Here is a 24,430-nt window from a genome sequence, read left to right on the forward strand (position 1 = left end):
CGCGAGAAGCCGGCGGCCCGCCAGACCAAAGGAGAGTTCCATGCTGCACAAGCACCTGCCTAAATGGATCGCGGCCATGGCCGCCGCGTTCGCCTGCGCCGCGCTGCCGCCCCAGGCCGCGGCCGCCTATCCCGACAAGCCCGTAAGGCTGATCGTTCCGTTCGCCCCGGGCGGCTCCACGGACATCCTCGGACGGCTGCTCGCCGAAGCGCTGCATCCGATCCTGGGCCAGCCCGTCATCGTGGAGAACAAGCCCGGCGCCGGCGGCAACATCGGCGGGGACTTCGTGGCCCGGGCCGCGCCCGACGGCTACACGCTGCTTCTGGCGGCGGCGGGCCCCACCGTCATCAATCCCAGCCTGTACGCCAATATGCCGTTCAATCCGGCCAAGGACCTGGCGCCCATCAGCTGCCTGGAGCGCGAGCACAACCTGATGGTGGTAACGAAATCCATGCCGGTGAAGAACCTGCAGGAGTTCCTGCAATACGCGCGCAGCCATCCCGGCAAGCTGTCTTTCGGATCGCCGGGCAACGGCTCGCCCGCGCAGCTGGCCGGCGAACTGCTCAAGCAGCAGGCCGGGCTGCAGGCGGAACACGTGCCGTACAAGGGCACGGGGCCCGCCATCACCGACCTGGTGGCCGGCCATATCGACTTCATGATCGACAACATGCCTGCGCTGCTGCCGCAGGTCAAGGCCGGCAGCCTGCGCGCGCTGGCCGTGCCCAGCGACCAGCGCGCCACTGCCGCGCCCGACATCCCCACCTTCGACGAAGCGGGCCAGAAGGGCTTCGTGGTGATGGCATGGAAGGGCTTGATGGCGCCCGCCGGCACCGACGCCGCGGTCATCGAGCGGCTGCATGCGGCAGTGGTCAAGGCGTTGCAAGACCCGACGCTGCGCGCCCGCTTCCAGGAACTGGGCGCCGAACCGCTGGGCAGCTCCCCGGCCGAGTTCGCCAAGCAGATCGCGGATGAAACCGCCTGGTGGGGCAAGCTGGTGCAGTCCACCGGCACCCGCATCCAATAGGCGCAAGCCGGGAGACAGCCATGCATTCCTTCATCCGTACACTGCGCGCCCTGTGCGCGCTTGCCCTGGCCGGGATGGCCGGCACGGCGGCCGCCGCCTATCCCGACAAGCCGGTCCGCCTGATCGTGCCCTATGCCGCGGGCGGCGGCACCGACACCGCGGCACGCATGATCGCCCGCAAGCTCGCTCCGCTGCTCGGCCAGCCCGTGGTGGTGGAGAACAAGCCCGGCGGCGCCACGCAGATCGGCACCGCCTATGTCGCGTCCGCCGCTCCCGACGGCTATACCCTGCTGATGGGCACGGCCAACCTGGCGACCAACAGCGTGCTGTACTCCAAGCTGCCCTACGACGTGAAGCGCGACCTGGCCCCCGTGGTCTGGGCGACCGACGTGCCGGTCTACCTGCTGCTGCCGGCCGCCAGCCCCTGGCGCACGCTGGACGATCTGAAACGCGCCGCGGCCCAGCAGCAGGGCCTGACGTTCGCCACCGCCGGCACTGGCAGCATTCCGCACCTGGCGGGCGAACAGTTCTCGCACCGGACGGGCATCGCGCTGCGGCACATCCCCTACAAGGGCAGCAGCGAAGCCGCCACCGCGCTGGTAGGCGGCCAGGTCCAGATGAGCTTCGACAACCTGCCGCCGGTGTACGCGCAGGTCAAGGCGGGCCGGCTGCGCGCCGTCGCCATCGCCGCGCAGGCGCGCAACCCCGAGCTGCCCGACGTGCCCACGCTGGCGGAGCTGGGCGTGCCGCTGTCGGCCTCGTCCTGGTGGGGCGTCATGGCGCCGGCCGGCACGCCGAAGGATGTCATCGCCCTGTTGAACCGCCAGGTCAACGCCGTGCTGGCCGACCCCGAGGTGCGCAGCTATTTCACCGGCCTGGGGATGCAGCCCACGGGCGGCACGCCCGAAGCCTTCGGCCAGCACATCGCGCAAGAAACCGACCGCTGGCGCGCCGTGGTGAAACAGGCCGGCGTGAAGATCGAGGAATAAGCCATGGATCGCAAGCAGCAAGACACCGCCGACGTCCCGGAACTGTGCGAACGCATGCGCCGCTTCGTGGATGACGTCGCCATACCCGCGGAATCTCCCGCCATTGCGCGCGACGTGGCCGCGCTGGACCGTTGCGTGGCCCGGCTGCGCGCGCAGGCCCGCGACGCCGGTCTGTACGCGCCGCAGCTGCCCCGGGAATGGGGCGGGCTGGGGCTGGGATGGCGCGCGCTGGCCCAGATGCTGGAAGAGGCCGGACGCGGCTTCCTGGGGCCGGCCGCGCTGAACTGCGCCGCGCCCGACCAGCCCAACATGCTGACGCTGCTGCGGCTGGCCAGCCCCGCCCAGCAGCAGCGCTTCCTGGCGCCGCTGGTGCGCGGCGAGCAACGCGCCTGCTTCGCCATGACCGAGCCCGCCCCCGGCGCGGGCTCCGATCCCTCCATGCTGCAAACGCGCGCCGGGCGCCACGGCGGCCGATGGATACTGAATGGGCACAAGCAGTTCATCAGCGGCGGCGTGGGCGCGGATTTCGCGCTGGTGCTGGCGCGGACGGAAGAAGGCGCCACCCTGTTCCTGGTGCCTGCCGACACGCCGGGCTACCGCGTCGTGCGCGATATCGGCATGGTCACCGGCTACCAGATCGGCGGCCACGCCGAGATCCTGCTGGAAGGCTGCGAGCTCGGCGACGACGCCGTGCTGGGCGAACCCGGCCGCGGCCTCGAATATGCGCAACTGCGGCTGGAGCCCGCCCGCCTGTCCCATTGCATGCGCTACATCGGCCGCGCCCGCCGCGCCCTGGAAACCGCGCAAGCCTATGTCGTGAAGCGTGATTCATTCGGCTCGCGGCTGGCGGACCTGCAGCAGATCCAGGCGATGGTGGCCGATTCCCACATCGATCTGCACGCCAGCCGCCTCATGACGCTGGACTGCGCCGGCCGCATGGATGAGGGTCTGCCCGTGAAGCAGCACAGCGCCATGGCCAAGGTCTTCGTGTCCGAGGCCGTGAACCGCGTGGCGGACCGGGCCGTGCAGATGATGGGCGCGTCTGGGCTTTCGGACGACACGCCCGTGGCCATGGTCTGGCAGGAAATGCGCCCCTTCCGCATCTACGACGGCGCCAATGAGCTGCATCGCGCCACCTTGGCGCGCCGGCTGCTGGCGCGTGCTTGAGACTCCAAAGGAGACCACGATGGATAACCCCACTTTCCAGGCCTACCGCCTGCACGCCGGCGCGGCGGACGCGCCTCCGCAGGGCCGCTTCGAGACCTTGCGCGCGGACGAGCTGTCCGAGGGCGACACGCTCATCAAGGTGGCCTACGCCGGCCTCAACTACAAGGATGCGCTGGCCCAGGCCGGCCGTGGCGGCATCATCCGCGCGTACCCGCGCATTGGCGGCATCGATCTCTCGGGCACCGTGGTGCATTCCGCCGACCCGGCACTGGCGCCGGGGCAGGAGGTCGTCGTGCACGGCTTCGGCATCGGCGTGGACTGCGACGGCGGCTATGCCGAATACGCGCGGGTCCCGCGCGACTGGGTGCTGCCCCTGCCCGCCGGCATCGGCCTGCGCGACGCAGCGGTGCTGGGCGCGGCCGGCTACACGGCCGCGCTGTCGCTGCACTGGATGGAGCATTGCGGGCTGACGCCGGAGCAAGGCGAGGTGCTGGTCACCGGCGCGACGGGCGGCGTCGCAGGCATCGCCATCGACATCCTGAGCCAGCGTGGATACCGCGTGTGCGCCATGTCCGGCAAGCCGGAGGCGGAAGGCTATCTGCGGTCGTTGGGCGCGCAGGAAGTGATCGCGCCGCCCGACCCGTCGGCCGCCATCAAGCCGCTGATGAGCGCCCGCTGGGCCGGCGTCGTCGATTCGGTGGGCGGCAAGCTGCTGGCCCATGCGCTGGCGAGCCTGCGTCCGGACGGCGTGGCCGCGGCCTTCGGCAACGCCGGCGGCGCGGAGCTGCCGTCCTCCGTCATCCCCTTCATCCTGCGCGGCGTCAAGCTGCTGGGCATCAACGCCAACAGCCCCATGCCGCTGCGCCGCCTGGTATGGAACAAGCTGGCCGCCGAATACCGCCCCGCGCGGCTGGACCTGATTTCCCACGTCATCGAACCCTCCGACTTGCCCCAGGCGCTGGCCTCCATGCTGGAACGCGGCAGCATCGGCCGCAGCGTGGCGCGCTTTTCCTGAACCTTCTTGCCCGCATCATGACCCAGCTTCCCGACTCCTCCCTGTCCCGCCTCTTCGACCCGCAAGGCATCGCCATCGTGGGCGCCTCCGCCACGCCGGGCAAGATCGGCGCCATGCCCGTCACGCTGCTGCGCCAGCACGGCTACGAAGGCCGCATCGTTCCCGTCAACCCGCGCGCCGAAGCCATCCAGGGCCTGGCCGCCGTGCCGTCCCTGGATGCCCTGGACGGGAACATAGACCTGGCCATCCTGGCGGTGCCCGCCGCCCATGCCGCGCAGGCGCTGGAGCGCGCGCGCCCCGGCCAGGTCGGCGCGGCGGTGGTCTTCACCTCGGGCTTCTCGGAAACGGGCGCGGCCGGCGCCGCGCAGCAGGAACGGCTCTGCGCCATTGCCCGCGAACGCGGCATCCGCCTGCTGGGCCCCAACTGCCTGGGCTTCATGAACGTGCGGCGCAAGGTCTACGCCACGTTCTCGCCAGCGCCCGCCAACGGCATCGTGCCCCCGGGCGGCATCGGCATGGTGTCGCAAAGCGGCGCGTTCGGCGCCTATGCCTACAGCATGGCCCGCGACCGCGGCCTGGGGCTGTCGCACTGGATCAGCACGGGGAACGAGGCCGACATCGACGTCGCGGACTGCATCGAATGGCTGGCTCACGACGCGGACACGCGCGTCATCATGGCCTACATGGAAGGCTGCCGCGACGGCGCCAAGCTGCGCCGCGCCCTGGCCGCGGCGCGCGCCGCCGGCAAGCCCGTCGTCGTCACGAAGATCGGGCGCACCCAGGCCGGGGCGCAGGCCGCCGCCTCGCACACCGCAGCGCTGGCCGGCGACGATGCCGTCTATGACGCTCTGTTCCGCCAATACGGCGCCCTGCGCGCCCGCAGCATCGAGGACTTCTTCAACCTGGGTTACGCGTTGGACACCTGGAAGCGCCCTCCCGCCGGCAGGCGCCTGGGCATCTTCACGATCTCGGGCGGCGTGGGCGCGCTGATGGCCGACGAGGCCCAGGACGCCGGGCTGGCCCTGCCGGAACCCGCCGCCTCCGCCCAGGAGCGCCTGCTGGAGCGCGTGCCCTTCGCCAGCGGACGCAATCCCGTGGACGTCACGGGCCAGGCCGTCTCGGAACCCGGGCTGCTGCTGACGACCGCCGACGACATGCTGGCGGATGGCCGCTACGACGCGCTGGCGGTATTCCTGGCCGCCGCCGGTTCGTCCGAAACGCTGTGGCCCACCTTCGAGGCCTTCGCGCGCGAGATGCAGGCCCGCCACCCCGGCGTGCCGCTGGCCATCAGCGCCCTGTTTCCGCCCGCGCGCCGCCGCGAACTGGAACGCCTGGGCTGCCTGGTCTTCCCGGACCCCAGCGCCGCCATCCGCACCATCGGCGCCGTGGCCAGCCTGGCGGACCGCGCGGATATGGACGCCAGCGCTATCGCTCCCTCAGCCTCGCCAGACGGCGCCCCGCCCCTGCTGGACGCCTACAACGAAGTCCAGGCCATGGAGCTGCTGCGCCATGCCGGGCTTCCCGCCACGCCCTGCACGCTTGCCGCCGATGCCGGCGCAGCGGTGCGGGCCGCTACGGCCCTGGGCTGCCCCGTGGCGCTGAAAGTGGTGTCGCCCGACATCGTGCACAAGAGCGACGTGGGCGGCGTCAAGCTCAACGTCGCTGGCGAAGACCCGCTGCGGCGCGCGCATGCGGACATCATGGATGCGGTGCGCAGGCGCTGCCCCCAGGCCCGCATCGACGGCGTGCTGGTCGCGCCCATGGCGCCCAAGGGCGTGGAATGCATCGCAGGCGTGCATTGCGATCCAGTCTTCGGGCCGGTGGTGATGTTCGGGCTGGGCGGCGTCTTCGTCGAGGTATTGAAGGACGTGAGCTTCCGCCTGGCGCCTTTCGGCCGCGACGAAGCCCTGGCGATGATCCGCGAGATCAAGGGATATGCGCTGCTGCAAGGCGCGCGCGGCGCGCCGCCCTGCGACATCGGCGCGCTGGCCGATGCGCTGGCCGCCCTCTCGCGCTTCGCCGATGCGCGACGCGCCGATTTCAGTTCGGTGGAAATCAATCCCTTGCTGGCGCTGCCCGAGGGCCAGGGCGCGCTGGCGCTGGACGCGGTGGTGATACGGAGCGGCGCTTAAGGGTTCCAGCCCCAGCGCTTCGCGAGCCTTTGGGTGTTTTTCCGAATCAACATACCCAGGCGCTCCACCAATGCGCGCTCCGTGCCGGCGGCGACCTGCTCCAACAGCGCCGCCTGCACCTGTTCCAACGCCGCGGGCAGCTCATTCGTCAGCGCCTCGCCCACCGCGTTGATATATCGCCAAGCAAAACCCAGCTCTCGCGCCATCGTCTCCAACTGCTCCGGTCCGATGGCGCCCGGCCTCGCCTGCCCACCGATCGACAAGGCAAAATTGCGGGCCAACCCTGGGTAGATCGAGGTGCACATCAAGTCGTAGAAGGGCGCCAAACGGTAGTGGCCTCCAGGCATCTGCAATACGGACAGATTCTTGGCATGGCTATCGTTGTTGCCCACGCACAGATTGAACAGCACCCATTGCAGCAATCGCTTCAAATCCGCAGCGCCGACTCCCATCCTGCCCAGCAATTCGCGGCACTGAGCCAGTGACGGGCCGCCGTCCGATTCGTATTTCACGTCGGATGGTTTACCGGCCAGCTGGCATAAGTCCAACTGATGCATGCGCAACAAACCGCCCGTATCGTCGAATGCGCGGTCATAGCGCCGGATAAGGCAGGCTCGCGTGTCGCGCTGATAACTGGCCTGCGCCACGCCCAGGCCCAGTCTGTCCGCCAACAGCATCACCAGGGTTTCATTGAGAGCCGACGACCAGACCTTGTCGAAACCCCGTATGTCCGGCTTCAGGATGTGCGAGGATGGCGACGTCCCCTCGGGCAGCGCAGGCGACCCATCCGGCATTACCATCAACAGCAGCTTGTCCTGGGCGCCCGCCAGGGATATCCGCGCTCCGTCCGCGTTCTCCGCGACCAGCGCCGGCACCGCCGCATCCTTTAGGCGAGCCGCGATTTCCTGCCAGGTGGTAGGCTGATAGCGCGCCGGTGCTGGCCGCTCGCCCTGCGGCAATATGGTCAAACCGCTGGCAGTATCGCCCCCCACACTGCGCAACAGCCCGAACACGGTCGTGGCATGACGGCTGGCCTGCAGGAACTTACGGACCTGCCCTTCGGGCAACAAGTTTTCAAAAAAGGCATGGACGGCCCCGCCCACGTGATCACCGCTACGCATTGGCATCGACGGCGAGATAGCATGCGCGCCGGGCAGGCCCAGCCAGGCATCGTCGTAGACGAAGCGCAAGGGCCGCTCGTCGAACAAGCGGCCGACCTTGCGGTCGGCGTGATAAATGTCCAGCCCATCGGCAGCGTTCATGACAGGCTCGCGCGCTTGGGCACCACCCGCACTTCCAGGCCCAGCAGATCCAGCATGTCCAACACCTTCTGCAGCTGCAGTGTCGGCTTGCCACGCTCCAGATCCACCACATAACGATTGCCCGTGCCAGACAGGCCAGCCAGATCCGCCTGCAACAGGCCCTGAGAGCGCCGGACCTCCTTCACCAGCGCTCCCAGCTGGGCCGAGCTGCGGATAGTCACACCGGATTCGCCTGCGAGAGCGGCGGGAATATCGTTCGCGGCCATGGGCGCCTCCAGAATTACCGTTCGGTAATTCTAAGCGAATAAATCGCCATATCGCCCAAAAAAATTACCGATCGGGAATAATTAATATCCGGCATCTGCTGCCAAGCCAAATAGTTACCGATCGGTAATATTTCCTTCTCTCTTGGAAGCTCAATCCAGCACGGTCTTGCCCACATTCCAATGCAGCGGTTTCGCCCCCGCCACGGGCGCCTGCCAGACTGAAATTCCCGTATTGAAAAGGCTGCCCAGGTAGGCCGTGCGCAAGTCCGGCCCGCCAAACGCGATGCTGGAAATATTGCGCAAGCCGTAGTGCTTGCCAGTGCTGATTTCCTCGAAGCCGAACGCGTTGGCGGCGAAGGCCCGTTCCGCCGCGTCGATGGCGCCGTCGTCGCAATCTTCGATGTGGACGGTGCAATGGCCGTGCCGGTCCACCTGCAGCACTCGGTTGCTGACGACGCTGGTCAGCCAGATGCCGCCCTCCTCGTCGAACTCCAGGCCATCCGGCCAGGTGCCGCGCCCGAATTCGCACACAAGCTCCTGCTTGCCCAGGGTGGGGCCAGGCAGGATTTCAAAGCGCGACATGCGGCGGGCGATGGTCTCGTTCACGTACAGCCAGCGGCCCGTCGGATCCACCCGTAACTCATTGCTGAAGCCCAGCCCACGCGCCACGATCTCGACGCGGCTGCCGCCCGGACGCATCACGCCGATCATGGCGTCGGCATTCTCCGTATGGAAGGCCAGGCTGCGCGGCTCCCGCTGCGTGCACAGCGACAGCCAGACGTTGCCATGCTCGTCCGGGAACAGGAAGTTGAGCGGCGAGCGCGGCAGGCCCTGCTCCTCGGTCAGGAAGGGTTCGAGCTGGCCGGGCGCGACCAGCTTCCAAGCGCCGCCGCGCGGGCCGACGTTGGCGATCAGGAAGCTGCCGTCATCCAGCAGCGCAATGCCGTTGGCCACGAATTCGTCTGCCGGCCATTGCACCGCCGGCTGGCCGTCCGGGTCCCGGTCCACGCGCACCACGCCGCGCTGGCGGTCGCAGGCATAGAGGCGCCCGTCGGCAAGCGCGATCACCGATTCGGGCCGGTTCAGATGATTGCCGATGAGCGGCAGGGGCTGCTGCAGGACTGTCATGTCGATGGATTCTCCAGGTGAACGGGTGCCGCGGTCCTCCGCGGCGCGCAACGGCCCGCTCTACTCGATCTGGACGCGGGAGTTGCGCACGATGCCGCCCCAGCGCTGGTATTCGCTTTGCAGGAAGGCGCGGTATTCCTCGGTCTTCATGATCTGGGGCACGATGTACTGCGTGCGCAGGTTCTCCTGGACGGTGGCGTCGCGCATCACGTTGCCGAGCTCGTCGTTCAGGCGCGCCAGGATGGGCGCGGGAATGTTGGCCGGGCCCAGCAGGCCCACGGCGCTGCGCAGGTCCAGGTCCATCCCCTGCTCCTTGAGCGTGGGCAGGTCCGGCAAGGTGGCGTAGCGCTCGGGCGAGCCCAGGCCCAGCATCCGGATCTTGCCCTCTTTCACATAACCGTCGGTAATCTGCATGGGCAGGATGGCGGCGTCGACCTGCCCGGAGGCCAGCCCCAGCAGCTCCGGCGCGGTGCCCTGATACGGCACGTGCAGGATCTCCAGCCCATTCTCGGCCTTGAAGTTCTCCATCACCAGCTGCGCCGTGCTGCCGATGCCCCAGGTGCCATAGGTGTACTTGCGCGGAGACTTGCGGACCAGCGCCAGGAACTCCTGCGCGTTGCGCGCCGGAATGGACGGATGCACGGCCAGCCCGAACTGGAAATAGCCGATAGGCGCCACCGGCGAAAAATCCCGCAGCGCATCGTAGGGAGACTGCTTGTACAGCTGCGGAAAGATGAAGTGCGAGTCCGCGGTGGCATACACCACGGTATAGCCGTCGGGCTTGCTGCGCGCCGCCTGGGCGCTGCCTATCGTGCCGGTGGCGCCGCCGCGGTTCTCCACGACGATGGGCTGGCGCACCCGGTCGCTCAGCTTGGAAGTCAGCATGCGCACGACGATGTCCCCGCCGCCGCCCGCGGCCCAGGGCACGATGAACGTCAGCGGATGGGAAGGAAAGTTGCCGGCACCGCCGGTGCTGGCCCGGGCTGCCCCCGCGGCAAGCGAACCGGCGATGGCGCCGGTCATCCAAGGCGCCAGGGCCAGGCCGCGCACGACCTGGCGCCGCGCCTCCATGAATGCGCGATGTGTCATGTCTCTCTCCATGCCCCGCATGGCCCGCGGGATTCTTATGGCGGAAGAGGCTGGCCGCCGCAGGCGGCCGGCCGCTACCGTGGCAGCAATAATCGCGCAATTCGCATCGCGGATGGCATCGTAAATTCTCGGGCCGCTATGGCAAACGGCGATGGCTTGCCGGCAACCCGGCGGCTGGACGCGTCCGGCCCGGGCTAGGCCTGGGGCGCGCGCAGGATGGCTTCGATGCGAGCGGCCTTGTCCGCGTCGATCCCGCCCGCGGCAAGCGCCAGCGACACGCTGCGCAGGCACAGTTCGCGATAGAGCCGCGCCGTATCGCCGTCCAGCTCGCCCAGGGCGGCCACGTGCTTCTCGACGGTGCCCGCGTCGCCGCGCGATACCGGGCCCGGCATGCCCTTGGCCAGCCCCGCGGCCTCGATGGAGGCCAGCGTGCCCCGCACCATGGGCACAAGCGCCGGCAGGGCCTGCGCCTCGGTCGCGCCCCACGACTGCCAGATGCGCACGGCCTCGCCCAGCACCACGTTGATGTACTGCGAGGCATACCCCGCCGCGGCATGGTACCTGGCCCGCATGCCCGGAGGCAGCTGGTTGGCGGTGCAGCCCAGGCGCTCGACCAGCCCCAGCAGGATGCGGCTGAGCTCGCCTTGCGCTTCTATCGTGATCGTGGAGCCCGGCAGGGACTTGGCTGCCGCGGCCGGGTCGGCGAACGTCTGCATGGGATGGAAGCCGCCAATCATGGCGCCGTCGGCGGCGGCTTTGGCCAGCGCCGAGACTTCCGTGGCGCCGCTGCAGTGCACGACGCCCTGGCCCTCGCGCCATTGGAGCCCGTCCGCGGTCGCCTGGATGGCGCCGTCGGGCGTGGTAATGAACACTAGGTCGCATTCGTCGGCAAGCCGCTGCGCCGGATACTGGGCGCAATGCGCAATCGGCGCCGCCAGCTCGGCCGCGCGCGCGGCGCCGCGGCTGGCCACCGCATGCACCCGGCAGCCGGCCGCATCCAGGCTCCACGCCAGGGCGCGGCCCAGGCGGCCCGCGCCGATGAAACCGATCTTGAGTTCTGCAATGGGTGCGCGGGTGTGGGGCATGGAAGGCTCGGCAAGGTCCGACAAGGCGTCAGCCCGAAGGTTAACGCCTGCGCCCGCATAAGCCCCTGTTTATTTTTTCCAGGCGCCATCGCCTCGCGCGAAGGCGGCGAAAAAAACAAAAGCCCCTGGCGCCATGCCAGGGGCTCTTGCGTGCCGGCTGCTTGCCGCTTACTTCAACAGCAGCGCATTCAGGCGCTTCACGAACGCGGCCGGGTCGGCGATCTGCGCGCCTTCGGCGAGCAGGGCCTGGTCCAGCAGCAGGCGGGCCCATTGGTCGAACTCGCCGTCCTCGGCCGCGCGGATGCGCGCCAGCAGCGGATGCTCGGGGTTGATCTCGAGCACGGGCTTCACGTTGGGCGCTTCCTGGCCGGCGGCCTTCAGCATGCGCAGCAGGTGCGGGCTCAGTTCGTTCTGGCCCACCACCACGCAAGCCGGCGAATCCACCAGGCGCAGCGTCACGCGCACTTCCTTGACCTGCTCTTCCAGCGTCTTCTGCAGGCGCTCGACCAGCGGCTTGAAGTCCTCGGCCACTTCGGCCTGGTGCTTCTTTTCTTCCTCGTCGGCCAGCTCGGCCAGGTCCAGACCGCCCTTGGCCACCGACACCAGCGACTTGCCGTCGAATTCGCGCAGGTAGGACAGCATCCATTCGTCTACGCGGTCCGACAGCAGCAGCACTTCGATGCCCTTCTTGCGGAAGATCTCCAGGTGCGGGCTGTTGCTGGCCGCGGCGAAGGTGTCCGCCGTGACGTAGTAGATCTTGTCCTGGCCTTCCTTCATGCGCGACACGTAATCGGCGAAGGACACGGTCTGGGCCTGGTCGCCGGTGTTCGTGGACGCGAAGCGCATCAGCTTGGCGATGCGTTCCAGGTTGGCGTGGTCTTCGCCCGCGCCTTCCTTCAGCACCTGGCCGAATTCCGACCAGAACGTGGCGTAGTCTTCCGCCTTGTTCTCGGCCATGTCTTCCAGCAGCGACAGGATGCGCTTGGCCGAGCCTTCGCGGATCGCGCGCACGTCGCGGCTTTCCTGCAGGATCTCGCGCGACACGTTCAGCGGCAGGTCCGCCGAATCGATCACGCCGCGCACGAAACGCAGGTAGGAAGGCAGCAGCTGATCGGCGTCGTCCATGATGAAGACGCGCTTCACGTACAGCTTCACGCCGCGGCGGCCGTCGCGGTCCCAGAGGTCCATCGGCGCATGCTTGGGCACGTACAGCAGCTGGGTGTATTCGCTGCGGCCTTCCACGCGGTTGTGCGTCCACGCGAGCGGATCGTCGTAGTCATGCGAAACCGTCTTGTAGAACTCGCGGTACTGCTCTTCCGTGACGTCGGACTTGCTGCGGGCCCACAGCGCGTTGGCCTGGTTCACCGTTTCCAGTTCGTCCGTCTTGACCTGCTCGCCCTTTTCCTGGTCCCACTCTTCCTTGGCCATGCGGATGGGCAGGGAGATGTGGTCGGAATAGCGGCGCAGGATCTCGCGCAGCTTCCAGCCGTTGAGCAGCTCATCTTCGTCGGCGCGCAGGTGCAGCGTCACGTCGGTGCCCCGCGTGGCCTTCTCGGCCGCGGCGATCGTGAATTCGCCCTGGCCGTCCGATTCCCACTGGATCGCGTCGGCGGCGCCGGCCCGGCGGCTTACCACCGTGACCTTGTCGGCCACGATGAACGAGGAATAGAAACCCACCCCGAACTGGCCGATCAGCTGCGCATCCTTCTGCTTGTCGCCCGTCAACTGCGAGAAGAATTCGCGGGTGCCGGAGCGGGCGATGGTGCCCAGGTTGGCCACCGCTTCTTCGCGCGACAGGCCGATGCCGTTGTCCGAGATCGTGATCGTGCGGGCGGCCTTGTCGTAGCTGACGGTGATGGCCAGCTCTCCGTCGCCGCCGAGCAGCTCCGGACTGTCGATGGCTTCGAAGCGCAGCTTGTCGCAGGCGTCCGACGCGTTCGACACCAGCTCGCGCAGGAAGATTTCCTTGTTGCTGTACAGCGAATGGATCATCAGGTGCAGCAGCTGCTTCACCTCGGCCTGGAATCCCAGGGTTTCGGACGTGGAAGGCGTGGCGGTTTGGCTCATGGTTCTACGTGGCTAGGTAAATAAATTAGGGACAATTAACCGCGACCGGGACGTTCAGCCCGCGCGGCCGCCGGGAAACCCTACTGATGTGGGGGCCAATCGCGCGCATTTCAAGGCCCGGCCGACAAGCCCCGCCCGATGCGCTCCCGAATTCCCGCCCCCGTCTCAGAAGATCGAGAAAATCTTGCGGTAGCGCGTCTTGGCTTCCAGCACGGTCTCGCTCTGCGGCGCCGCCAGCTTGCCGTCCCGGATCAGCTTGCGGATATCGGCGGTGGTGATCTGCCGCGTCTCTTGCGAACGCAGCAGGAAGTCCGCCGCGGCGCGGTCCAGAATCCTGTAGACCGGGTGGAAGACCAGTTGCGATGGGCCCAGTTCATCGAGGTAATAGAGCGCATCGCCCTTCTGCCAGACCGTGCCGAAGTTGTGATAAACCACGCCGCGCTGTTGCCATTCCCCGCCCGGCGCGCCTTCCAGCCGGTTGATCAGCGTAGAACGGGAAACCAGCCCGCCGCCGCTGCCCCTCGAGGAGCGGGCCCAGACTTCCCTGGCCTGCAGGAACAGCACCTGCCTGCCGTCCGTGTACACGTACGGCGACAGCGCGGTGTACGTTCCCGAGGCGTAGGGATCGTCGCCGGCCCGTTCAACCTGACGCGTCTGCGTGTTGTAGAAATACATGCCGTCCTTGCCGCGGAACAGCGCCTGGTACACATGCCGGCCCTGCTCGCTCAGCAAGCGGTACGGCGCATGCGCCGCGTCGAAGGGCTGCGCGCCCACGTACACCATGCCGTCGCGCGGGTCATGGAGATAGGGCTGGCGGTACAGATCTCCCACCATGAAGGTATATAGCGCGGGATCGTCCGACAGCGGCAGCAGCTGCTCGTGGAAATAGACGCTGCGGCCATCGGCGAAAAAGTCATCGCTGGCCCGCACATCGCCGTCCCGGCCCGCCGGCAGGCGGCGCAGCGAGGCCGGATCCGCCTGCGCCATTTCCCGGCCCCGGTAGAACACGCGCGCCCCATCCGTGACCAGGTCGCGATCCAGCAGCGGCCGGTACGGCCGGGCGCTGGCCGGCAAGGCCGTGAACGGATACAGGTAGGTCTGCGGCTTGGGGCCGGCGTCCGCCCGGAACAGGACCTTCTGCCAGAACTCGTCCAGCCTGCCCAGCTCCCGGTTGAGCACGCTGTGCATCGAACAATAATAGGTGACGGCGCCGTCCGTGAAATGGCTATTGCCCAGGTAGCGCGCCGACGCCGGCTTCATGTCCGGCAGGATCCGGTTGCCGCAATACACATTGCGCCGGTCCCTGGCCGCCTGCCTGCCATCGAAAGCCCCCGTATCGAACGCCTCGAAACTGGCCGCGTCGGCCTCCGCCACACGGTAATAACCGTTGCTGGGGACGGCGGCGTAGACGCCGCCCTGATAGTTCTTGTAGATGCTGCTGCCGTAGGACCGCCCGCGATCGACGGCAGAAAAATCGTCGCCGTCCATCAGCCAGAACAGCAGGACCAGCGGCAGCGCGGAGAAGATCAGAACCAGCGCGATCACTATCCATTTGGCGCGTTTTTGCATGGCGTGGGGTCCGGCGGGCCCGTTGTTGGCGACACGGGATTCTAACTAGCACGCGGCGGCCGCCGGAGCGCCGCCTGGGACGCGCGGGGCCTTCCCCGCTAAAATCCCGCACTTTCCTCTCCCATCCCGCCCCGGCCGGCCATTCCGCCATGCAACCCGCCTCCCTCACCCAACCCGCTCCCCGCGGCGCCTCCGACGCCGACGAACCCAGCTACGACCTGGTCTACGGCCCCGACGACCGCCCCGCCCCACCCGTCGCCTTCGTCGCCGCCCTGCAGCATCTGCTGGCCATCCTGGTCCCCATCGTCACCCCCGGCCTGCTCATCTGCCAGGCCCTGGACGTCTCCAGCCGCGACACCACGCTGATCGTCTCCATGTCGCTGGTCATCTCCGGCATCGCCACCTACGTCCAGTGCAAGCGCTTCGGCCCCCTGGGCGCCGGCCTGCTGATCGTGCAAGGCACCAGCTTCAACTTCGTCGGCCCGCTGATCGCCGGCGGCTCCGTCATGGTCAAGCAAGGCACTCCGGTCGAGACCGTGATGGCCGCGATCTTCGGCGTCGTCATCGCCGGATCCTTCATCGAGATGGGCATCAGCCGCATCCTGCCCTTCGTCAAGCGCCTGATCACCCCGCTGGTCACCGGCATCGTCGTGCTGCTCATCGGCCTGACCCTGATCAAGGTCGGCCTCATCAGCATGGGCGGCGGCTACAGCGCCATGGGCAACGGCACCTTCGCCAGCGCCGAGAACCTGACCCTGTCCGGCCTGGTGCTGGGCACCATCATTCTGCTGAACCGCGTGCCCGTCGTCTGGGTCCGCAGCACCGCCCTGGTCCTCGCCCTGGCCGTCGGCTACATCGCCGCCGCCTACATGGGCCGCCTGGACTTCACCGGCGCCCGCGAAGCCTCGCTGTTCCAGATCCCCACCCCGCTGCACTTCGGCCTGGGTTTCTCGTGGTCGCTGTTCGTGCCCATGCTGATCATCTACCTGGTCACCTCGCTGGAAGCCATCGGCGACGTCACCGCCACCAGCAAGGTCTCCAAAGAGCCCGTCGAAGGCCCCCTCTGGATGCAGCGCATCAAGGGCGGCGTTCTGGTCAACGGCGCCAACTCCCTCCTGGCCGGCGTCTTCAACACCTTCCCCAGCTCCGTCTTCGCGCAGAACAACGGCGTGATCCAGCTGACCGGCATCGCCAGCCGCCACGTCGGCATCTGGATCGCCGGCATGCTGATCGTGCTGGGCCTCTTCCCGCCCGTCGCCGGCATCCTGCAGGCCGTGCCCGAACCCGTGCTGGGCGGCGCCGCCATGGTCATGTTCGGCGCGGTCGCCGCGTCCGGCATCAACATCCTGGCCGGCATCCAGCTCGACCGCCGCGCGCTCCTCATCATCGCCGTCTCCCTGGCCCTGGGCCTGGGCGTCTCGCAAGTGCCGGAAATCCTCTCGCACCTGCCCCACGCCGTGAAGAACGTGCTGGAATCCGGCGTGGCCACCGGCGGCATCTGCGCGCTGGTCATGAACTGGTTCCTGCCCGAGAAGAAGTAAGCCCCGGCCCGGCAAGGGGCGGATCCGCCCCTTGCCTGACAATTTTTCCCAGACCGCATATAATCGCCGTCTTCGCTTCTCCCGCGACCGTCATCTGGACGTGTCCGCGACCAGCCTGCCCGGGTGGTGAAATTGGTAGACGCAGGGGACTCAAAATCCCCCGCCGCAAGGCGTGCCGGTTCGATTCCGGCCCCGGGCACCATCCCCAAATCTTCTGGTAATTCAAGCCATTAGAAGGTTTCGCAGTACAAGCCCCGCACCGGGGGATTTTCCTAAAATTGTGGTCAGGTACAGTTTCGGTACAGTGATGCGGCGCTAGCCTCATACGGAGTACTCATGGCTACGATTGTTAAGACGTCCTCGGGCACTTGGAAAGCCCTCATTCGCAAGACTGGCTGGCCGGCCACGGCCAAGACGTTCCGCACCAAGCGGGATGCCGAAGACTGGGCGCGCCGTACCGAAGACGAAATGGTGCGCGGCGTATATATCCAGCGGGCGCCGGCCGAGCGCATGACCGTCGAAGCGGCGCTGACCCGCTACCTCAAGGAAGTCACGCCCACCAAGCGGGCCTCGACCCAAACCGGCGAGCACAAGAAGGCGCAGGTCATCATCCGGCATCTTGGCAAGTACTCGCTGGCCGCCTTGAACGCCGAGATCGTGGCGCAGTTCCGCGACATGCGACTGGCCGGCGACCCGGACAAGAATGGCAAGCTACGGCCTCGCAGTAACAACACGGTACGCTTGGAACTGGCACTGCTGGGCCACCTGTTCACCGTCGCGATCAAAGAATGGGGCATCGGCCTGCCCTTCAATCCAGTGTCCAACATCCGCCGCCCGGCCCCCGGCTCAGGCCGCAACCGGCGATTGACCCCGGATGAACAGAACCGCCTGCTGCAAGCCGTGGATAAGCACTCGAACCCGATGTTCGGATGGATCGTCCGCATTGCCGTCCAGACCGGCATGCGGCTGTCCGAGATTGCGACGCTACGCATTCGGCAAGTGGACATCGAGCGGCGCGTCGTGCGGCTGGAGCACACCAAGAACTCTTCGCCCCGCACCGTCCCGCTGACTGCCGAGGCAACGCGCGTGTTCACCGAGGCGCTTGCCAACCCAGTGCGCCCGGCCGAAACCGAATTGGTGTTCTTCGGCGAACCCGGCCGGGATGGCATACGACGCCCCTACCTGTTCGACAAAGCATGGACCGATGCCAAGCGAGCAGCGGGCCTTGAAGACTTCCGCTTTCACGACCTGCGGCACGAGGCTGTCAGCCGGTTCGTGGAAGCCGGCTTGAGCGATCAGGAGGTGTCGGCCATCAGCGGCCACAAGTCGATGCAGATGCTCAAGCGCTATACACACCTGCGGGCCGAAGACCTGGTGCAGAAGCTGGACCGCCTCGCGGGTCGCGCGCCCTCCACTTCTAAACAACGGAGTGAGGCCGACTCCCAAACAGAGAACAACGCATAATCGCTCCATAGCGTTGCCATAATGAATAACCGATTGTCTTAACCTACGGAGGAAGCTAGTTTTGCATACCGCTATCAAGATCGTCGCCATCAGCAGCCTTGCCCTTACCCTTGCCGCGTGCGGCAGCGCCAAGGACGCCAACAAGAGCAACTTCAGCAAGGCCATACAGGCATACCTGGACACTCAGAAGGGCCTGTGCGCTGCGATTCCTGCAAAGGGCTTGCCGTTCACCCTAGCGAATCAAGACATGCTGGGCGGTCAGAGCAAGAAGCGCGCCGACGCGCTGGTCGATGCCGGACTGCTGACGAAGCGAGACACCGAAGTCAAAGCCATGTTTGGCAACAAGATGGAGCCGGCCACCGAGTACCAAATCACTGACACCGGCAAGAAATTCCTCGTCGCCAATGGTGCCAATACGATGGCTGGGCAAGATGCCTTCTGCACCGGCAAGTACACCGTTGTGGAGGTGAACAACTTCACTGAACCCAGCGACATGATGGGCGTAAAGCTGTCGCAGGTGAACTACCGCTACAAGGTAGAGGGCGCAGATGACTGGGCCAAATCGGAAGGCATGCGTGCCAATTACAAGAATTTTGCGGAACAGACTCAGGGAGATATACAGGGTAAGGCGGCTGTCATCCTGACCAACGATGGATGGATGCACGAGCGGCTGTTCAAGCGAGGATAATAACCCTGAGCAAGCTGTAAAACGAAAGGCCCTTCACCCTGAGTGAAGGGCCTTTTCTTTCATTCTACGCCGATCTGCGAGGTGGTTGGGGGTCGGCGGAATGGCCCGAAGCGGGAATAGCGAACTTCGAAAAGCAGGCGATCAATAACATGTAAATTCGGCGGACGCCACAAAGTGCGATTTTTTGGCGGTCCGCGGAAATCAATTGTGGAATATTATTTTTTGATGTCGGATGCTGATTTTCTGATGTCCCTGAGAAGGTACAACCAGCCATGATCGTTCCCTTTCGTGATCGATTTTACAGTATCGCGCAGCCCGAAAAGTACGCTAAATGGATTCACTGTTAAGCCAGGGATGTTCGCAAGAATGGACTCAACTGCCACCCTTACTGGCCTCGGCCTTGAGCTGTCAACAATCGAGTGAGGGCATCTTGCTCAGTTTGATCAAATAACACCTTGGCCTGGTCGAGATTGCCTCCCGCCATTCTAAAAGAGTCGCCGAACTTATCTCGCAGAGATTTCAGAGAGCCGTTTTTTCTGAACTGAATAATTTGCTCCCAGCTTACGCTTTCAAGACATGGAATTTCTGTATCGAAGAGGATAAATGGATTGGGTGACCCGTTTTCGCCTGCTGAGAACTGCTGGGCAGATACCATGGCAAGCTTCTCATCGCCATTGGTTTGGAGCATACATGGCAGCTCATTATTGACGCGCTCCCAAAGGAGAACCGCATCTACCGCAGCTCTTGCCCTACCTTCGGCTTGTTCAATGTCGTACCCGTCCTCAAATCGTTCAAACCCACGCTCATTTGCTATGTGCTGAAGTAGTTGGTTGTGTGCAAATTGCTCACCATTTTCGGGCTCGGGGTACGTATAGTTTTCGTACTCATCGCCCCAGCGGGGGTAGCCGGGCCCGCTTCGACTTAGCACGTCGCCTATCACGTCCTTTTGCACCCGTTTTTCCAACGGAACAATTATGTCGGAAAGTGTATGAGAAATTTTTCTGTTGTCCGACTCTTTTCCGAGCAGCTTTGCGTAAAAGCGTCGCTCATCAAATTTCCCAAGGGTTTCAATGAGAATTTCTTCGTACCAGAGAAAGCACAGCTTGAGGTGATTGACACGAAAATCTTCATCAATCGAGGATGTAATGCTGCTAACGAGGGCTCTCGGAGTAACCATATTCGGAAAGAGTAATGTTTAAAGTAACCAGCCTGCATCGAGTTTTGCACAGGTTTCTGCCGCACACATGCTCGCTGACTCACTGGATATAGACAGGAAAGCGAGTATGCGTCTGTTTCGCACTATGCTCAAGGGATTGGTTAGCGAGCCAATGACAGCTGTTGGGAGGAAGGCGTAACGACCGGCCGCTTTTGGCCGAACTCGGCCTTATGTCTTCCTGAGCGAATCATCCCCACCTACGCGGCGACCGAGAGGCGCGCAAGATCATCAGCTCCTCGCGCTGGCTGCTATTGCGCAATCTCGAAAACGTCACGCGCGAAACCTTCTCCGGAAATAGGCGATGATCCTTTTCTTGTGCCCTGTCTGATCACTTCTCTCATCTGCCCGTATGTCGGGCCTTTAAAGGCTGTGCCATGTATTCAGAGGTAGGAGAATGGAATTAGCGCGGCCACGACTTAAGCGTATGCAAGTCCAGCAACGTAAACCTCCCTGTGTCCTGCCATCCACCTGTATCGATGTAGTAAACGTTGCCAAGCTGCGCAGGCTTGCGTAGCGTCATATGTCCATGGACCACCGCACGTACATTGCGGACAGGCTGGGAATACTGCATTTGATAGCGGTCTACGGACCATAGGCAGGCATCCTCATCCTCCGGGCTGAAAGTAGCGCCATGAATAGCCTGCCAATCGTCATAGGGGAAGTCGGCGTGAACCATACCGACCACGCCCCTCGGCGTTTCCACCTCGATAGCCAGCGGCAAGGCGCTCAAGCTGGTCGCAATGCGTTCACGAATATCGCCAGCGCAGGCGTCCAACCATCCACCGCCGTGGGCGCGGTGATCGACGTCCGGAATCGGATCGCCCATCGCCCGTCGCCACGTCATCAGGTCGTGATTCCCGCAGATCGCGTGAAACCACGGGCGCTCCAACCATTTCAGAACATCGGCCGATTCAGGGCCTCGGTCCACAAGGTCGCCTACGGAAAACAATCGGTCCTTTTCTGGCGAAAACTTTACGGCAGCCAGCGCGACCTCAAGCCGACCAAAATGACCGTGGATATCACCCACCGCAAAATCACGGCCGTTTGCATTCAATTGAAAGCGCCGGACTCGAGCATTACCGGGCGTCATTTCTAAGTTCCATATAACTTCCTAGCGACTCGACCTACATGCCCATCATGATACTTGGCTCTCCAAGGTAGCGTGATCCCCGATTCACTGCTCCTGATGTCATCAACCTCGGATACTAGCCAATAGTTTGATCACGCCCACATCGCTGGCAATTTTTCACAATTTTTTTCTTTTCCCGTAGAGGTTTCAGAGGCCCAAATCAAGCTCTGTCTCTGACCATTTCTAAGCCTTTGATTTACAGATTTATTTCGCTTGATCGCTGCATCGAAAAAAACCAATATGCCTTATCTTGGCACTTGACGATGCCAAATTTTGGTTTTCGCAGACGCGCTATTTTGGCCTTTGACATTCATTCCTTCACAGTAAAGACTGGCCTCACCTACGGTGAACTTGTGAGGCATATGAATGACTACTGGAGAATATCTGTTGGGACGGTTTGGGCCGTTGATGAGCATCGTTGACGTTGCCACCTTGCTAGGCCGATCTCCCGATGGCGTCCGCGTTGCGCTTTATACCGATACCGATTTTTCGCGCAAGCTGAAGCCAGCCATGCTGCGGGTCGGTCGCCGCGTTTATTTTCGGACGTTGCAGGTCACGGAAGCGCTGAGTCTGGAACAGCCGGCAGACGGCGAAGTCACGCCCGCAGAGGCCGCTACGCGAGGGCCTCGCGCATGAGTCGACAAAGAACCATCAACGACCAGATATGGCGCTCAAATCGCCTGTCAGGCTGCACGGTCGAAGATCGCTATGCATTGTTCTACTTCCTGACCTCGCCATTCAGCAACGTCATCGGCGCGTATGAAATCGTCCTGCGCGTTGCAGCCTCGGAGATGGGTTGGGATGTCGAGTCTCAACTGATAAACGTGATCCGCCGGCTTGTCGACGCCGACCTTATCTATTTCGACGCAGACGCGAACTACGTCTGGGTGAAGGCCTGGTGGGATCACAACTCCGCCAAGATGGCTGTCGCATCCACACTCAGGAAGAAGACATTCCAACAGATCGAAGCCCTTCCCGAACGCTGGCGCAACGACTATGTGGACGACCTCATCAATCGACTGCCGGCCGACGACCCGCTGCGAGATACGGTAGCCAGTGCACTGGCTTCTCCTAGCGATAGGGTATCGACAGCCTATGCCGACCCTAGCGATAGCCAATCATCGATTCACAGCGCCCCACACGACGCGCTTATTAATCAAGGAGTTAGCGAACCCGATACCCTATGCACACCCTACCCAAACGGTATGAATAGGGGGCCGGGTAACACTACTACTAACACTAACTCTATCTATAACACTACTACTACAACGGGAACCAGCAACGGCTTGCAATATCCTAGCTCGCTGGCTCCTGCTGAAAGGATGTCGATACAGAATCTGATCGCCAACATTCCCGCCGAAAGCGCCCAGGCTTTGCTTGACGAACTGGAAGGTGCAATCAAGAAACCGGGCACCATCAGAACAACGAAGGTCGCTTACCTCAAAGGACTTGTTGACCGCCACCGCACAGGCGGATTCGTGCCGGCTGCTGGCATCCCGATCGCAACCAGAAGGGAACGTCTGACCGCGGCTCGGGATATGTCGCCCACATCGGAATCTGTACCGCTCAGCAAAGCTGAATCGCTAGCCCGGCTTCAGGACCTGAAGGCCAAGTTGAGCATGCACGCGAGGACGCCAAAATGAAAAACAACAAGGCCACACTAAGTGTTCGACTAGATAGCGATCTGAAGCGGCGTTGGCAGGTGTTCTGCGTCCGCCAGGGCAGCACCCCCAGCGACGCACTGAGACAGGTCATCGTTCGATTACTCAACGGTTCAACAACAGCCGGTTCGCCCACTCCATCAACACATGAGCATCCCGATACTTCGCGTCGCCGCCTGGAACTCCGCCTGACTGAGACGGAATACGCCCGTATCGAGGCACTGGCCTTGCAGCAGGGCATGTCCGCCAATCGCTGGGTCATCCACCTGATACGGGCCAATCTCAGCGGAGAACCACAGTTCGGCATGACAGAGCTACGGACGCTGGGCGAATCGAATTCACGGCTGCTGGCCATCGGCCGCAACCTGAACCAGATCGCCCGGCATATGAACGCGGGACGCGCGCTGGAGACGGTGGTGACCGCTGAGCGTATCGACACACTGACCCGTCATATCAAAACCCACACCGCGCGGGTGGCAGACATCATGCGCGCCAACATTGACCGCTGGAGGCTGGAATGAGTCTGGTCATTGATGGAATTTTGAAGGACTGGGGTGAACGCATCTATACCAAGCCCGTCATCAGCCTAGGCGTAAAGCGCACGGTGACGCGATCACGCACTTCGCCACCCTCTAAGCCTCTGCTGTTGACCGGCAGCGCTCGGGTCCGTGACAAGTTGATGTTGACCACTCGCAAAGCGCCCGAAGTCATGGTGAAGATCTCCGGCGGCGGCAAAGGCATCGCGCAGGTGAAAGCGCACCTCGACTACATATCGCGCAACGGCCTGGTAGCGTTGGAGAACGAAGACGGTGAAATGATCCTTGGCCGTGAGGCAGTGCAGGACGTTCGCGACGAATGGAAAAGCGGTCAGTACGGGTTGCCGGATAACGGCTTGCGCCGCGAAACGTTCAACATCGTGCTGTCCATGCCACCCGGCACCGACCGACGCGCAGTCAATGACGCTATCCGTGCATTCGCGAAAACGGAGTTCGGCGCCAACCACGCGTATGTCTTCGCCATCCATGACGATGAAGCCCATCCCCACGGCCACCTTTGCGTTAAGGCGCTGGGTCTCGACGGCAGCCGGCTCAATCCACGAAAAGCGGACCTGCAACGCTGGAGGGAGCGCTTCGCCGAGGCACTGCGTGAACAAGGCATCGAGGCCAATGCCACACCGCGTAGGGCACGGTCTAACACGCAGACTACGGTCAAGCAGGCGACGCGACATGCCGCCAAGCGTGGCAAGAGCACCAAAGCGGCCGAGCGGGAACAACGCGGGCTTTCCGGCGTTTCACGTGCCATCAGGAATGGCTACGGGCACATTGCGAAAGCCTTGGCCACTGGTGACATAGAGGACAAATCGCTTGCCCTGGAAATTGTCCGTTTCCTTGATCCCTCGCAGGACAGGACGCTACAGGTCCCACAGCGTAGCCAGCGCAGCACAGAAGTGACCAAGGATACCCAGCAACAGGACAAGACCAACCACCCAGGCAAAGGCGACCTGAGCCGTTGATTGATTGCGCAAGAAGGACCATAAGATGGCTTTACGCTACGACGCGCTGCAAGACTACTGCGATGATCCAGCGCGCACCGGTGATGTGCAGGTCATTCTGTATGCGCACTACTGGACGGGCTTTGCCTTGGCCGTGCAGGACGGCACTACAGAGCACCCCGTCATGGACGACAAAGGCCGACCGTACCGGTTCCGAACCGTAGAAATGGCCCTGGCGGAACTGGCGAACATCTCGTACCTGTCGGACCGCATCATCATTGACCGTCGCATGTGGTGGCCGTAGTCGGAAACTACTTTGCATTAACCGTAAGTACAATCAACTTCGGTTGTACCTTTAACCACAACGAACGTTGCACCGCCCCAAGGACGCCTAGCGTACCGGGTGCCGACCCGAAAAGAAGGGTTCCGACCGCCGAGAGCAGATC

22 protein-coding genes and 1 tRNA gene are annotated in these 24,430 nt (G+C 64.2%); 14 read left to right on the top strand and 9 right to left on the bottom strand.

Features of this window, described 5'->3' with window-relative positions; genetic code table 11:
* Positions 1-40: 40 nt before the first annotated feature.
* Genes JL37_RS21050 through JL37_RS21070 form a run of 5 tightly spaced genes read left to right on the top strand, consistent with a single transcriptional unit; the run spans position 41 to position 6,327 of the window.
* Positions 41-1,024 (top strand): tripartite tricarboxylate transporter substrate binding protein, encoded by a 984-nt coding sequence (locus tag JL37_RS21050; protein ID WP_043546521.1) that lies wholly within the window; start codon positions 41-43, stop codon positions 1,022-1,024.
* A 20-nt stretch (positions 1,025-1,044) separates the two neighbouring features.
* On the top strand, positions 1,045-2,013 hold the full coding sequence (locus JL37_RS21055; protein WP_043546522.1) for a tripartite tricarboxylate transporter substrate binding protein: 969 nt from the start codon (positions 1,045-1,047) through the stop codon (positions 2,011-2,013).
* Positions 2,014-2,016: 3 nt separating this feature from the next.
* Positions 2,017-3,180, top strand: coding sequence for an acyl-CoA dehydrogenase family protein (locus tag JL37_RS21060; protein ID WP_043546523.1), 1,164 nt, complete (start codon positions 2,017-2,019; stop codon positions 3,178-3,180).
* Between the two features lie 19 nt (positions 3,181-3,199).
* Positions 3,200-4,195 carry an acryloyl-CoA reductase gene (locus JL37_RS21065; RefSeq protein WP_043546524.1) on the top strand — a complete coding sequence of 332 codons (996 nt, stop codon included), beginning with the start codon at positions 3,200-3,202 and terminating at the stop codon, positions 4,193-4,195.
* Positions 4,196-4,212: 17 nt separating this feature from the next.
* Positions 4,213-6,327 carry an acetate--CoA ligase family protein gene (locus JL37_RS21070; protein ID WP_043546525.1) on the top strand — a complete coding sequence of 705 codons (2,115 nt, stop codon included), beginning with the start codon at positions 4,213-4,215 and terminating at the stop codon, positions 6,325-6,327.
* Here the strand turns inward: JL37_RS21070 and JL37_RS21075 are convergent.
* The 7 genes from JL37_RS21075 to JL37_RS21105 form a co-directional block, all read right to left on the bottom strand.
* Positions 6,324-7,589 (bottom strand): type II toxin-antitoxin system HipA family toxin, encoded by a 1,266-nt coding sequence (locus JL37_RS21075; protein WP_043546526.1) that lies wholly within the window; start codon positions 7,587-7,589, stop codon positions 6,324-6,326. The genes JL37_RS21070 and JL37_RS21075 overlap by 4 nt on opposite strands.
* Positions 7,586-7,855 (bottom strand): helix-turn-helix domain-containing protein, encoded by a 270-nt coding sequence (locus tag JL37_RS21080; protein WP_043546527.1) that lies wholly within the window; start codon positions 7,853-7,855, stop codon positions 7,586-7,588. The genes JL37_RS21075 and JL37_RS21080 overlap by 4 nt, the downstream gene beginning before the upstream one ends.
* Before the next feature lie 150 nt (positions 7,856-8,005).
* Positions 8,006-8,983, bottom strand: a complete 978-nt coding sequence (locus tag JL37_RS21085; RefSeq protein ID WP_052097477.1) for an SMP-30/gluconolactonase/LRE family protein — start codon at positions 8,981-8,983, stop codon at positions 8,006-8,008.
* A 60-nt stretch (positions 8,984-9,043) separates the two neighbouring features.
* Entirely contained in the window at positions 9,044-10,072 is a 1,029-nt protein-coding gene (locus JL37_RS21090; protein WP_052097479.1) for a tripartite tricarboxylate transporter substrate binding protein, read from the bottom strand.
* A gap of 194 nt (positions 10,073-10,266) precedes the next feature.
* Positions 10,267-11,157: a Rossmann-like and DUF2520 domain-containing protein gene (locus tag JL37_RS21095; RefSeq protein WP_043547145.1), complete on the bottom strand. Its 891-nt coding sequence runs from the start codon at positions 11,155-11,157 to the stop codon at positions 10,267-10,269.
* A gap of 168 nt (positions 11,158-11,325) precedes the next feature.
* The gene (gene htpG / locus JL37_RS21100) at positions 11,326-13,224 is read right to left on the bottom strand and encodes a molecular chaperone HtpG (RefSeq protein ID WP_043546529.1); all 1,899 of its coding nucleotides are present in this window, start codon (positions 13,222-13,224) and stop codon (positions 11,326-11,328) included.
* A 165-nt stretch (positions 13,225-13,389) separates the two neighbouring features.
* The gene (locus JL37_RS21105) at positions 13,390-14,793 is read right to left on the bottom strand and encodes a DKNYY domain-containing protein (protein ID WP_043546531.1); all 1,404 of its coding nucleotides are present in this window, start codon (positions 14,791-14,793) and stop codon (positions 13,390-13,392) included.
* 149 nt (positions 14,794-14,942) lie between these two features.
* Here JL37_RS21105 and JL37_RS21110 point away from each other — a divergent pair, with 149 nt between their 5' ends.
* The 4 genes from JL37_RS21110 (at position 14,943) to JL37_RS30750 (ending at position 18,486) form a co-directional block, all read left to right on the top strand.
* The gene (locus JL37_RS21110; protein WP_043546533.1) at positions 14,943-16,334 is read left to right on the top strand and encodes a uracil-xanthine permease family protein; all 1,392 of its coding nucleotides are present in this window, start codon (positions 14,943-14,945) and stop codon (positions 16,332-16,334) included.
* A 117-nt stretch (positions 16,335-16,451) separates the two neighbouring features.
* A tRNA-Leu gene (locus JL37_RS21115) sits at positions 16,452-16,536 on the top strand.
* A gap of 134 nt (positions 16,537-16,670) precedes the next feature.
* The gene (locus tag JL37_RS21120) at positions 16,671-17,798 is read left to right on the top strand and encodes a site-specific integrase (RefSeq protein WP_043546534.1); all 1,128 of its coding nucleotides are present in this window, start codon (positions 16,671-16,673) and stop codon (positions 17,796-17,798) included.
* 61 nt (positions 17,799-17,859) lie between these two features.
* Positions 17,860-18,486 (top strand): hypothetical protein, encoded by a 627-nt coding sequence (locus JL37_RS30750; RefSeq protein WP_043546535.1) that lies wholly within the window; start codon positions 17,860-17,862, stop codon positions 18,484-18,486.
* Between the two features lie 385 nt (positions 18,487-18,871).
* On the opposite strand, the gene JL37_RS30565 is transcribed toward JL37_RS30750, so the two are convergent.
* Together JL37_RS30565 and JL37_RS21130 are read right to left on the bottom strand one after the other, a co-directional pair.
* Positions 18,872-19,663: a hypothetical protein gene (locus tag JL37_RS30565; protein WP_156124353.1), complete on the bottom strand. Its 792-nt coding sequence runs from the start codon at positions 19,661-19,663 to the stop codon at positions 18,872-18,874.
* Positions 19,664-20,102: 439 nt separating this feature from the next.
* On the bottom strand, positions 20,103-20,792 hold the full coding sequence (locus JL37_RS21130) for a metallophosphoesterase (protein ID WP_043546537.1): 690 nt from the start codon (positions 20,790-20,792) through the stop codon (positions 20,103-20,105).
* A 405-nt stretch (positions 20,793-21,197) separates the two neighbouring features.
* Here JL37_RS21130 and JL37_RS30185 point away from each other — a divergent pair, with 405 nt between their 5' ends.
* Genes JL37_RS30185 through JL37_RS21145 form a run of 5 tightly spaced genes read left to right on the top strand, consistent with a single transcriptional unit; the run spans position 21,198 to position 24,288 of the window.
* Positions 21,198-21,467, top strand: a complete 270-nt coding sequence (locus JL37_RS30185) for a hypothetical protein (RefSeq protein WP_081955138.1) — start codon at positions 21,198-21,200, stop codon at positions 21,465-21,467.
* Positions 21,464-22,474 carry a hypothetical protein gene (locus JL37_RS30190; protein WP_081955139.1) on the top strand — a complete coding sequence of 337 codons (1,011 nt, stop codon included), beginning with the start codon at positions 21,464-21,466 and terminating at the stop codon, positions 22,472-22,474. The genes JL37_RS30185 and JL37_RS30190 overlap by 4 nt, the downstream gene beginning before the upstream one ends.
* On the top strand, positions 22,471-23,013 hold the full coding sequence (gene mobC / locus JL37_RS21135) for a plasmid mobilization relaxosome protein MobC (RefSeq protein ID WP_043546538.1): 543 nt from the start codon (positions 22,471-22,473) through the stop codon (positions 23,011-23,013). Before JL37_RS30190 ends, mobC begins: the two co-directional genes overlap by 4 nt.
* On the top strand, positions 23,010-24,005 hold the full coding sequence (locus JL37_RS21140; RefSeq protein WP_043546539.1) for a relaxase/mobilization nuclease domain-containing protein: 996 nt from the start codon (positions 23,010-23,012) through the stop codon (positions 24,003-24,005). Before mobC ends, JL37_RS21140 begins: the two co-directional genes overlap by 4 nt.
* A gap of 25 nt (positions 24,006-24,030) precedes the next feature.
* Positions 24,031-24,288, top strand: a complete 258-nt coding sequence (locus tag JL37_RS21145) for a hypothetical protein (protein WP_231570404.1) — start codon at positions 24,031-24,033, stop codon at positions 24,286-24,288.
* Positions 24,289-24,430 lie beyond the last annotated feature (142 nt).

This window comes from Achromobacter sp. RTa, from assembly GCF_000757485.1.
Taxonomy (GTDB): domain Bacteria; phylum Pseudomonadota; class Gammaproteobacteria; order Burkholderiales; family Burkholderiaceae_B; genus Achromobacter.